This is a genomic window from Aneurinibacillus aneurinilyticus ATCC 12856 (assembly GCF_000466385.1).
Taxonomy (GTDB): Bacteria; Bacillota; Bacilli; order Aneurinibacillales; family Aneurinibacillaceae; genus Aneurinibacillus; species Aneurinibacillus aneurinilyticus.
The window spans coordinates 16,711-28,269 of sequence record NZ_KE952889.1 but is presented as its reverse complement, the minus strand read 5'-3'; the positions used below and the strand labels follow the sequence as shown (position 1 = coordinate 28,269).

The following is an 11,559-nucleotide window of genomic DNA, read 5'->3' as shown; positions in this document are numbered from 1 at the left end:
GAACACGCCGACGCGTGCACCTTCTTTCTTCCACATTATGGTTAATCAACAAGTGTGTTGTAATATATTAATTCGTACCTCCGAAGACTAAGCCTTAAAAAACTCATTTACTCAGTAATGGGCCAGGCGAAAAAGTCAGGCATCCAGCCGCTAACATCCAATTTACAGCATGACTCGCTTGGTTCACTACAAAAAAGGCATCCGCATGATCGGATGCCTTTTCGTCATACCCTGTCAGGAGTACATAACGCTCTTTGTATGTGATTTTATCCTTATTGGATAATACGTTTTGCGAACAAAAAGTATTTATACCAGTAGTCCCCTTCCTTCGGGTCATTGTATAAATCACTAACAATAACTCCAGTTCCTTCTTCATACGTATGAAGAATTTTTCCATCTCCCATATAAATACCCACATGGCGCACCTTGTTCAAGCCTGTCTCATTCGGATAATCTTCATCAGCAAAGAACATTAAGTCCCCTTTCTTCATATCCTTAAAAGAAACGTCAACGCCTTGCTTCGCTTGCTCACGTGAATTCCATCCTAACGAAATTCCTTGTTTAGCATATAAATATTGTACGAAAGAAGAGCAATCAAAGGTTTTATCCTGAAATCGTTTGGCTCCTAGAACGTAAGGTGTTCCTATATAGTTTTTCCCCAAAGCAATAATAGCATCCGCTTTCGGAATATTTAATGTTTGCCCAGAATACAACTGGTTCAAATCTTCAATCCCAGGATTAATTTCTTTTAGCTTTGCAAGACTGATGGTGTATCTTTGTGAAATTTTATAGGCTGTATCACCTGATTTCACTTTATAGGACGAATAAGAGGCAGCGTGGACTGTTCCCGCTCCCATGCTTACCAAGCCAAGCAAGCCGCACAAAGCAGACCAATACAGTTTTTTCATACAAACCTCCTCCGTTTGCCTTTACGTATCAGCGAAAATTAACAGGCTTTGACCTACTACTTTACCATAATAATGGAGGTTTTTTGTACGCAACATTATGGAACTGTTGGCCTTATCTAGGAAGCAAAGACATCGTTTGGCAAGCGCGGTTGCATTTTTCTGCTTCTAGTTTGTTCAATTTGAAGCCAGAATAACAAGGGTGTTGATTATCCAGTACGTTCCAGAGTGGATAGCCACCCCATCGTGTCCCAAACGGGTGTCGGTTCGTCTCCCGCACCGAGAAGCCCAGATGTTTTGCCAGTCCAGACTTGGCACCACAAAGTGACCGTATCTCTTCCTTGCGAGAAAAAACGAGGGAACACGCCGACGCGTACATCTTATTTCTTCCGATATATGGATAATCAGAAATAGTTCATACTCATTGCCTCACGCACCTCTTGCATTGTTTCTTTTGCTACAAGACGTACTTTTTCTGTACCCGACATAAGAATTTCATCGACCCTTTTCGCATCATTTTGATACAAGATTCTTCGTTCCCTCATTGGTTCTAATAAATCGTTAATACTTTGAGTGATTTTTCGCTTGCATTCCATACATCCGATTTGCCCCTTTTTACAGCTTTCATAAATCTCATTGGAGCCTTCTTTACGAAATGCTTGATGATATGCATAGATTGGACAAATTTCAGGATGACCGAGATCCGTTTTATGAATTCGGGCAGGATCAGTTGTCGCTTTTTTTATCTTCTCATTGACGTCTTCTTGAGTGGAATCCAAATAAATGGCATTTCCAAGGCTTTTACTCATCTTATTGTTTCCATCTAATCCGATCAGTCGCGGAACATCCCCGACAAGTGGTTTTGGTTCCAATAACACCGGTTTATAGAGCTGATTAAAGCGACGGACGATTTTTCTGGTTTGTTCAATATGAGGAAGCTGATCCTCTCCTACGGGAACTAACGTCGCCTTACAAAAGGTAATATCTGCTGTTTGACTTACAGGATAACCAAGAAACCCGTAATACATATCTTGAAAGCCACGTTCCTTGGCTTCCGCTTTAATTGTAGGATTGTGGCGTAAAGAATTCACCGTCACAAACATGGAAAAATAAGTGGTTAATTCAGCAATCTCCGGAATCAAAGATTGAACAAAAATAGTTGCCTGATCAGGGTTAATTCCTGCGGATAAATAATCCAAGGCCACATTGCGCAAGTTTTGTTTAATCAACTCCGGTTTTTCAAAGTGAGTCGTCAGTGCTTGAACATCTGCTAGTATTAAGTAAGTTTCATATTGATTCTGCAACTCCACTCGGTTTTTTAAGCTTCCAACGTAATGTCCAAGGTGAAGTTTTCCTGTAATCCGATCTCCTGTTAATATGCGTTCTTTCATTTAGGATCCTCCTCATGATTTGGCTTTTTTGATTTAATGTTAAGAGCCACCAACCATCATCCATGGACATCACCCCCTTTCAAGAAATACAAAAAACCCCGCCCAGTAAAGGACGAGGTTATCGTGGTACCACCTTTTTTAATCGCAACAAGCGATTCACTCTAAAGTACAGTAAGAAGTGAAAATCCCTACGATACTCCTCTCTTGATAACGGAGAGAGAATCCCGGCGACGCCTACTTATTGTTCAGCGAAGCGACTCAGAAGCCCATTCGGTATCAGGTGAGGATCGGTTCACAGCAACCACCGACTCTCTGAACCTCATGATCTGATACGTACTTGCTCTTCTTCTACATCATTAATCCGTTCATATTTTAATCTTATAATATAATAAGCGAAAATAGTCAAAAAATCAAATAAAATAACTTGCAAAATGATTTTGTTATTCCACTAACCGTCATTCCGGGCGTTTTGCCGTCCGGGAAGCCAAATTGCCCATTGTCTTAAATTTCCCGGAATCAAACAACGTTTCATTATTCAGGCATATGATATAACCAACATCTGAATTAATTGATAGGAATACTTTTTTGGGTACAAGTTGTGTTTATGCCTTATATAGCTCTAAAAAATTTTATTACTTTAACAAATTTAAACTTTCTAATACGACAAAAAAATCCACCTGTCAGGAATGGTGCGTACTCATACATCCATTCCCAACAAGGCGAATCTTTTATATTCTATGCTAGTCAATCGCCTCCACGATAATAGCCGCAGCAGGGCCGCCGCCTGCACATAGAGACGCGCAGCCATACTGAACACCCCGGCGCTTCATTTCATTAAGCATTGTCACGATTAATCGAATACCTGTTGAGCCAACTGGATGACCAAGGGATACACCGGAACCGTTGGCGTTTACGTTTTCAATATCGATCTTTAATTCTCGATTCACCGCGAGGAACTGGGCGGCAAATGCTTCGTTGATCTCCCAATAGTCAATGTCATCAAGACTCTTATTCGCAAACTTCAGCGCACGTTCAACCGCAGGAACAACGCCAATTCCCATTACCTTTGGATCGACCGCAGCGGACGCCGTTGCGACGATGCGCGCAAGCGGCTTAAGACCAAGCTCCTCTGCCTTATCTTTAGACATAATAATAAGAGCAGCCGCTCCATCATTAAGACTGGATGCATTGCCGGCTGTGACTGTTCCATCCTTTTTGAACACCGGGCGCAATCTGGCCAGGGAATCCTGATTCGTCTCACCATTCGGGTGCTCGTCGATATCGATGATACGCGTTCCTTTTTTCAGCTTCACTTCAACCGGAACGATTTCATCCCTGAACTTTCCTTCTTTGATCGCCTGGCAAGCACGCTGATGACTGAGCAGCGCATGCGCGTCCTGCTCTTCGCGGGAAATACCATATTGTTCAGCAAGGTTTTCAGCTGTTACACCCATGTGATAATTGTTGTAAGGATCAATGAGTGCATCATACAGCAATGAATCGATAATTTCTCCGCCACCCATGCGGAAGCCATCACGGGCTTTGTGTAGTAGGTGCGGCACGTTCGTCATACTTTCAAAGCCTACTGCCGCTCCAATCTCAATTTTACCAAGCATAATCTCCTGCACAAGAATTTCTGCTGCCCGCATCGAGGACGGGCATTGCTGATTGATCGTAGCTGCCACTGTTTCGACGTTGCAGCCCGCTCCGAGTGCGACCTGACGGGCCGGATTTCCTTTGCACCCGGCCTGGTATACATGGCCGGCAAGCACTTCTTCGATTTGCTCAGCGGAAATACCCGCTTTCTCAATCGCTGCTTTTAGTGCAATAGTGCCTAGTTCTACCGCAGTCAAACTTTTCAATGCCCCTAAAAAATCCCCAATCGGTGTCCGCATCCCACTTACAATTACAACATCGCGCATGAAAATTCCCTCCGTTATTTTTATAGTCCCAGATTTTTGGCAATGATCGTCTTCATAATTTCGGTTGTGCCTGCATAAATAGCTGCTACCGGAATATCGCGATAACGGCGGGCAATTTCGTATTCCTCCATATAGCCGTAGCCGCCGTGCAGCTGCATGCATTCTGATGCTACCTGTTTAGCCATGTCGGTCAGCCACCATTTCGCCATGGAAACCTGTGTAACGACGTCTTTGCCTTCCATGTGATTCATGATAAGATCATCCAGGAATGTACGGCCGATTTCGATCTGTGTTGCCATTTCTGCAATTTTGAAGCGAGTATTCTGGAAGCTGCCGATTGACTGCCCGAATGCTTTCCGATTTTGCACATATTCAATTGTCAGCTTCAGCATTTCCTCCGCTGCGATCTGCGCTGCAATTCCGACAATCAGTCTTTCCTGCTGCAGCTTATTCATCAGATAATAGAATCCTTTTCCTTCTTCACCCAACAGGTTTTGCACAGGAACGTACGCATCATCAAAAATAAGTTCGGCTGTATCCTGGCTACGCAGGCCTACCTTATCCAGTTTTTTGCCGCGTGAGAATCCGGGTGTACCGCGCTCTACGACGAGCAGGCTGATGCCTTTATACGCAGGCTTGGCAGCAGGATCAGTTTTGCATACGACGACCGCTAGATCAGCATGAATACCGTTTGTAATGAAGGTTTTCTCCCCGTTTAAAATATAGTGGTCCCCGTCACGCACCGCTGCTGTCCGGATTCCAGCCAGATCCGAGCCGGCGCCCGGTTCGGTCATGGCAATTGCTGTAATCAACTCACCGCTGATGCAACCCGGAAGCCAACGCTCTTTCTGTTCTTCTGTCCCATATGTATCCAAATAGGGAACAACAATATCATTGTGCAGTCCTAATCCAATCAAACTTGATCCGACGCGCTCTAATTCTTCGTTAATAATGACCTCGTATGCAAAATCTGCATTTAGCCCCCCGTATTTCTCATCAAGCCACGGACACAGAAAGCCGTTCTCCCCCATCTTAGTCCAGAATTCGCGTGGAATAATCCCGTCTTTCTCCCATGTATCATAATGGGGGTAAGCTTCCTTTTCTAAAAACTTACGGAATGCATCGCGAAATATTTTATGCTCTTCCTGAATATATCGACTGGTCATACGAACCCCTCCAAACATGGTGTATGGTGCTTCTCCCTGCTTAAAATAACGCAAGTTCCATGCCAGTCCTGAAATTCCATATTACACTGCGGCACCTGCAATTTTTCGGACAAAATGTTGAGAATCAAGACAGGGCTTAAACAAAAAGTGTCCTGATTACGGACGGTTCATCCCGTATTTCTTTAGTTTCTCATAGAGGACAGAGCGGCTAATGCCGAGTAGGCGGGCTGCTTTCGACTTATTGCCGTTTGTTTTCTGCAGGGCCAGCTGGATGGTATCCTGTTCCGCCTTGTTTAATAAATTTTGCTGCAAAACAGGCGGCTCGCTGGATGGCAGAGACGTTTTTTTCAACACATAATCAGGCAGATCATCCAACTGAATTTTGCCCGACTCAGCAAACACCATCGCCCTCTCCAGCACATTGCGTAATTCCCGGACATTGCCGGGCCATTCGTACATAAGCATCACTTTCTCTGCCTCCGAATCAATACCAATAATGCTCGTTCCGTTTATCTTATTTAAATCCTTAATAAATAAATCACATAATAAAAGAATGTCGCTTTTCCGTAGGCGCAAGGGTGGGATCTCAAAGGAAATAACATTAAGGCGATAGAACAAATCTTCTCGAAACAGCCCGCTCTCTACCATATCCTCAAGTGGGCGGTTCGTCGCAGAAATAATGCGAACATCGACATGAATGCGATCCGTCCCACCGACCCGGTAGAACTCCCCTTCCTGTAGAACACGTAACAACTTCGCCTGCAGCGGAAGAGACATGTCCCCCACTTCATCAAGAAACAGCGTACCGCCATGTGCAAGATCGAATTTGCCAATCTTCCCTTTATGCCTAGCCCCCGTAAAAGCGCCTTCATCATAGCCGAAAAACTCAGATTCTAGCAGGTGCTCTGGAATGGCGGCACAGTTCACGGTCACAAACGGCTTTTCATCACGTGGGCTTGCGCTGTGAATTGCATGGGCGAACAGCTCCTTACCTGTTCCGCTTTCCCCTCGGATCAAAATGGTGGAACGTCCCTTTGCAGCTTTGCTTATACTTCGGACAAGCTTCTCCATCTGATAGTCACCCGTAATGATTTCGTCAAACGTAAACCGGGACGATTCCGATCGCCTCCGCTGCTGCTTGATCGCGCCATTTTTCGATTCATGACTATCCAATCGCTTGAAGCTTTCTCGTACTTCCTGCAGCTGGCGGAACATAATTTTTCCGATGGCGCCCACCACCTGCTGATCCTGAAAGATCGGGATACGATGGACAATATACTGAATGCCGTTTACCTCCATAAAATCGCTTATATTAGCAAGTCCGCTTTTCACGACTTGTGTCAGAGCGAGCTGGGGCAGTAGCTCATCAATCGGTTTATGAATCGCCTGGAATTTGTCCAATTCGAACAGTTCAATGAGCGACGGGCTTAAGAACGATATACTTCCTTTTTTGTTAATCATCACAATACCGTCGTACGCTTTATCAATAATCGTCTGAAGCAGTGTCTTCCATCGCTTGACTGATTCGAGCTCCTCGGCCATCTGCTCCGCTTCCGAAATATTCTGAAACAGAACGATGAATCCTTCCCGGCCTTTGACTGTCTTGTATTTGGATAAACGGACGATGGCGTTGTGGCTTCCGATCTGCAGTCGGCGATGGATATCATGTTCTATCTCTTTCAACTCAGTTGTATGTATACCAGGAATAACATCCTGTATGTTTTTCTTGATCATCTCCTCATCTGTACAACCCAGCATGTCACAAAATCGGGAATTTACAAAAATAACCCGGTTTCTTTCGTCGGTCATGACTGCTCCCAACTGTGAGGTAGTCAGTATTGTTTCGAGCTGTTCCCGCAGGGAGTAGCTTGTACGAAGAAGGGTCAGTGCAATATCAATGGACGTAATTAGACCAATCGGCCTCTTCTCATCATCAAGCACAATACCTGACCCCACGTTACTGTTTTCGACAACTTTTTCGATGATTGCGTACGGTGTATCAACCGGGAACGCTACAACATCTGTTCTCACATATGCACCGATGGGGGTAGGCAATTCACGGCCATCCAGCACCATTTGATAAAGAATACTCCGCGTAAACACACCAACCAGGCACCCGGCTTGATTGACTACTGGGGTAACATTCCATTTTTTTCGTTTCATAATGTCGATTGCCTGATACAGCGTACTTTCACGACTCAGACATTCGGTAACAGGGGTCATAATCTCTCGTAGTTGAATCACATGCCATCACACCTATTCTATGTATTGAAATCGTGAATTATATGTATACACCCTATTATAAAATAGAATTCATGTACGTACCTATTACTTTTCGGAATCGAATGACAAAAGCCGTCAGTTCACGACCAACGGCTTTCTTGCACTTTTTGCTTCTATTGATTAGGAAAACTTGATTTCGCCACGCAGCGCCGTCTTTAAAACTTTGCCGCTTGCATTTCGCGGCAACACATCTACGAACTCCACGAGGGCTGGCATTTTATACTTTGCTAGGCGCTCCCTGCAAAACTCAAGCACCTGCTCCTCTGTCAGTGAATAGCCTTGCTTTACTACCACGCATGCCTTCGGTATTTCACCGTATACTTCATGTGGAGTACCCACTACGGCTGCTTCGAGCACTTCTAGCATCTCATATAATACTTCCTCCACTTCAATCGGATAGATATTTTCACCGCCACGAATAATCATATCCTTTTTGCGGTCTACAATATACAGAAATCCTTCTTCATCAAACTTGCCCAAATCCCCGCTTAACAGCCACCCGTCCCGTATCGCGAGCGCGGTAGCTTCGGGATTTTTCAGGTAACCTTTCATAACATGATTACCCTTGATGGAAATTTCTCCAACCTGTCCTGGCGACACCTCATTCCCTTCTTCATCTACAATACGTACCTCGGTGCGCGGCAGCGGTTTTCCTACCGATCCGGCTTTGCTTAATGCATGTTCATCTCCTAATGTGGATGTACCCGGCGAATTTTCTGTCTGACCGTACAGATTCTGCACCTCAATCTGCGGGAACAACTGCTTAATTCTTCTAATTAACTCATATGGCATCGGCGCTGCACCATACATAAACTTGCGAAGATGCGGAGCTTCCATGCTTTCAATCCTTGTCGTGTTTAACAGAATCATATACATAGCCGGAACCCCAAAGAAAATGGAAACATTATTCTTCTGAAGCGATTCAACTGCTTCCTGTGGATGAAAGCCCGGCTCAATGACAAGCGTACCTCCCCCGTAAATCGTCGGTAGCATGAAACAATGAGAAGCTGCACAATGGAACAGGGGAGTCACAATCATGACACGATCTTCCTGCTGCATGCCAAGCGCCTCATGCCAAATGGAGGCAATGGCGACGCAATTACGGTGCGTCAGCATAACTCCTTTCGGCTTCCCGGTTGTTCCGGATGTATAAAAAATGACAGCGGTATCATCTTCCTGCTGCTGAAGCTTTGGAATCTCGCCTCCGAGCTTGATGGCCTCTGTTAATTCAAATCCTCCACCACTTTCTCCTACATGAACGAAATGCTGTAGGTTCGGTACACGCGGGATAAGCTGTTCTACCATACCTGACAGCTCCTGCTCATACACAAGCAGACGGGCTTCAGAATGATTCAAAATGTATTCAATTTCTGGGGGAGCAAGTCGAGTATTAATTGGAAGGACAACTAGCCCGGCCAGTTGGCATGCAAAATAGCATGTCACAAACTTATCCGAGTTATTAAGCAATAGAGCAACAACATCCCCCTGAACGAGCCCCTGCCTGTGGAAATAGCCTCCAAGACTCTGACAGTTCTCCTGCATGCGCTGATAGCTTGTCTCACATTCTTGAAAAACCGTAACTGTTCGATCTGGCTGACTCACAGCGTACTGTTGTAATATATCTGAAAGTAACATATACATTCCCCTCCAACCGATTTGTAAGCGCTTAACTATTAATTGCCCCTGCTCCTTTCAATACTTCTCTTTCCTCTGATATTTTGTAAAGCAAATAGCATGCCAGTCTATATAGAATTCACTTGACGTAGTAACAAAAGTTCAGGTGGTTGGAAGGAGGAGATTCGGAAAAAAGAAGGGGCACGGTGTGGTGACGATCCACTCTGGATCGTACTAGATAATCAACACCCTTGCGAAAATATAAAGAGATTGTATGAAATACAGACATACGCTAGAACAAAAAGCGTCCTGATAACAGACATTGAATTGAGTCAGTTGTACTTCATCCCACAGCTTGCCATATGCTTCGAGATGGTCTTCTCATTTCCCCTCTATCTTAACATTTGTATTCTTCCTATTATTCGCTCTTTCTTTGTTTTAGTAAAAATAATGCTAGACCGATTAAAATAAGCAAAATACCGATACCCTGTTGTAAAGAAATAACCTCATCCAAAATGAAATAAGCAAGAATACAGGTTCCAATCGTCTCTCCTAATATCCCCATTGAAATAACTGAGGTACTTAGCCATTTCAGCAGCCAATTGAAAATCGTTTGTCCTAAAATCGTTGCAATAAACGCTAATCCAATAAAGGACCACCATGTTTGTGAAGAATAATTAACGAAGGATACTTGCTGGCTAAAGGAAAGTATACTTAAAAACAATGCGCTGCTCGCATAACCAATAATTGAATACGGAACAAGAGATAACATTTTACGAACATGCTGGCCAACAAAGAAATAAGCTGTAATGACGCCTGCCGCAACAAAAGCAAGTATATCGCCGAATAGCGCCTGTCCACTAATTTGAAAATCTTGCCATCCAATGACAATACTCCCGGCAATCGCTACAAGACAACCCATTACAGCCCCTTTACTAAAGCGCTCTTTAAACAGAAAATAGCCTCCGATTATTGAAAAGAGTGGCTGTAATGTCACGATGACCGTCGAGCTTGCCACAGATGTGTAATTTAACGACTGAAACCACAATACATAGTGGGCTGCTAGAAACACGCCTGATAATAACCCGAATCCCCATTGTTTTTTCGACAACAAACGTAATTCTTGTCGGTTTTTTTTATTTACTAATAAAAACGGCAAAAGCATTACTGCTGCAAAAAACATCCGATAGAATGCCGTAATTGTCGCGGGTGCATCTGCTAATTTTACGAAGATGGCTGAAGTAGATAAAGCAAATACACCAAAAAATAAAGTTATGTAAGAAATAAGCGGTGATTTCATTCTGCTCCCCCTAGGCGTTTGTTTACAATAATAAAATTTATATATTATAATACACAAGTGTAAGTATAAAAGATTTATGTAATCGAAAAAAGGATTATTTCTCCATGTTTAGTATGTTAGTACAAAAGGAGCTTTACTATGAACAATCATCGCCTCGGGCAAACGGTATTAAATTATCGTAAAAAGCATGGTATGACAATTCGTGAGTTTGCCGATTATGCAGGAATCAGCACCTCACTTATTAGCCAAATAGAAAGAGGACAAGCAAATCCCTCGTTAAGTGTACTGGAATTGATTGCGCAAGCATTAAATGTACCACTCTTTACCCTCTTCATTAATGAGATTGATACGGATTCGCTTATTTCGAGAAAACATGAGCGAAAGAAAGTATATCGTGAAAATAGTAACCATATTGTGTATGATGTATTAACACCAGACTTTATGAAAGCACATATTAAACTTTTAATGATGGATTTAAATGCATACGCAAGCACTACAGAAAGCTACTATTCACACGATGATCAAGAGGAAATTGCTGTCGTCATGAAAGGCCAAGCATATGTTGAACTGGAAGGCACCGAATATTTTTTAAATGAAGGGGATGTCGTGCGTATTCCGCCAAATGTTAAACACCGATTTTTGAACAAGAATGATGAACCGAATCATATTTTATTCGTGCTAACTCCAGCACTGGTTTAAAGTGACAACCTACCACCTGCCTCCTCTTCTTGGCATCCATAGTGTTCAATCCGTAATTCTCGGCATAGTGGTAAATGGAGTCAAGGAAGTCATACCTGCTACATTTCCTAGGATATAAAAATTTCAGCTGAGTACTATCTGCTTCCGTAAGAATGCAAAGAGCCTTTCATTGATTCGTTTGCATACGATGGAAAACAGCGGAGCAAAGTCATCCTAACAAAGCTCCTGTCTTAATTTCGGGTCATGATCCACTTTCCTTTCTTGGGAGGATTCAAATTC

Annotated in this window: 9 protein-coding genes and 1 other annotated feature; of the genes, 1 reads left to right on the top strand and 8 read right to left on the bottom strand. The window is 43.5% G+C overall.

All coding sequences use genetic code 11. The features are described from left to right. Window positions 1-272 precede the first annotated feature (272 nt). The 8 genes from HMPREF0083_RS27525 to HMPREF0083_RS21685 form a co-directional block, all read right to left on the bottom strand. Window positions 273-908 (bottom strand): C40 family peptidase, encoded by a 636-nt coding sequence (locus HMPREF0083_RS27525; RefSeq protein ID WP_021623978.1) that lies wholly within the window; start codon window positions 906-908, stop codon window positions 273-275. A gap of 112 nt (window positions 909-1,020) precedes the next feature. Next, entirely contained in the window at window positions 1,021-1,284 is a 264-nt protein-coding gene (locus tag HMPREF0083_RS28355) for a hypothetical protein (RefSeq protein WP_148316037.1), read from the bottom strand. 25 nt (window positions 1,285-1,309) lie between these two features. Then, window positions 1,310-2,296 carry a tryptophan--tRNA ligase gene (gene trpS, locus HMPREF0083_RS21710; RefSeq protein WP_021623976.1) on the bottom strand — a complete coding sequence of 329 codons (987 nt, stop codon included), beginning with the start codon at window positions 2,294-2,296 and terminating at the stop codon, window positions 1,310-1,312. 105 nt (window positions 2,297-2,401) lie between these two features. After that, window positions 2,402-2,656, bottom strand: a binding site (T-box leader). Between the two features lie 380 nt (window positions 2,657-3,036). Beyond that, a complete protein-coding gene (locus tag HMPREF0083_RS21705) occupies window positions 3,037-4,218 on the bottom strand; it encodes a thiolase family protein (protein WP_021623975.1) in 1,182 nt (393 codons plus the stop codon). A gap of 20 nt (window positions 4,219-4,238) precedes the next feature. After that, complete coding sequence (locus tag HMPREF0083_RS21700) at window positions 4,239-5,384, bottom strand: acyl-CoA dehydrogenase family protein (protein ID WP_040304373.1); 1,146 nt, start codon at window positions 5,382-5,384, stop codon at window positions 4,239-4,241. Between the two features lie 156 nt (window positions 5,385-5,540). Then, on the bottom strand, window positions 5,541-7,628 hold the full coding sequence (locus HMPREF0083_RS21695) for a sigma-54-dependent Fis family transcriptional regulator (RefSeq protein WP_040304370.1): 2,088 nt from the start codon (window positions 7,626-7,628) through the stop codon (window positions 5,541-5,543). A gap of 159 nt (window positions 7,629-7,787) precedes the next feature. Further along, window positions 7,788-9,302 carry a class I adenylate-forming enzyme family protein gene (locus HMPREF0083_RS21690; protein ID WP_040304368.1) on the bottom strand — a complete coding sequence of 505 codons (1,515 nt, stop codon included), beginning with the start codon at window positions 9,300-9,302 and terminating at the stop codon, window positions 7,788-7,790. 397 nt (window positions 9,303-9,699) lie between these two features. Beyond that, a complete protein-coding gene (locus tag HMPREF0083_RS21685) occupies window positions 9,700-10,581 on the bottom strand; it encodes a DMT family transporter (RefSeq protein WP_021623971.1) in 882 nt (293 codons plus the stop codon). A gap of 138 nt (window positions 10,582-10,719) precedes the next feature. On the opposite strand from HMPREF0083_RS21685, the gene HMPREF0083_RS21680 reads away from it, so the two are divergent. Next, window positions 10,720-11,280: a helix-turn-helix transcriptional regulator gene (locus HMPREF0083_RS21680; RefSeq protein WP_021623970.1), complete on the top strand. Its 561-nt coding sequence runs from the start codon at window positions 10,720-10,722 to the stop codon at window positions 11,278-11,280. The last annotated feature ends 279 nt before the right edge of the window (window positions 11,281-11,559 follow it).

What these genes read in the sequence shown, in the direction of transcription:
- HMPREF0083_RS28355 (WP_148316037.1), bottom strand. Translation starts at nt 1,284, where the DNA reads ATGTACGCGTCGGCGTGTTCCCTCGTTTTTTCTCGCAAGGAAGAGATA.
- HMPREF0083_RS21685 (WP_021623971.1), bottom strand. Translation starts at nt 10,581, where the DNA reads ATGAAATCACCGCTTATTTCTTACATAACTTTATTTTTTGGTGTATTT.
- HMPREF0083_RS27525 (WP_021623978.1), bottom strand. Translation starts at nt 908, where the DNA reads ATGAAAAAACTGTATTGGTCTGCTTTGTGCGGCTTGCTTGGCTTGGTA.
- HMPREF0083_RS21690 (WP_040304368.1), bottom strand. Translation starts at nt 9,302, where the DNA reads ATGTTACTTTCAGATATATTACAACAGTACGCTGTGAGTCAGCCAGAT.
- HMPREF0083_RS21700 (WP_040304373.1), bottom strand. Translation starts at nt 5,384, where the DNA reads ATGACCAGTCGATATATTCAGGAAGAGCATAAAATATTTCGCGATGCA.
- HMPREF0083_RS21705 (WP_021623975.1), bottom strand. Translation starts at nt 4,218, where the DNA reads ATGCGCGATGTTGTAATTGTAAGTGGGATGCGGACACCGATTGGGGAT.
- trpS (WP_021623976.1), bottom strand. Translation starts at nt 2,296, where the DNA reads ATGAAAGAACGCATATTAACAGGAGATCGGATTACAGGAAAACTTCAC.
- HMPREF0083_RS21680 (WP_021623970.1), top strand. Translation starts at nt 10,720, where the DNA reads ATGAACAATCATCGCCTCGGGCAAACGGTATTAAATTATCGTAAAAAG.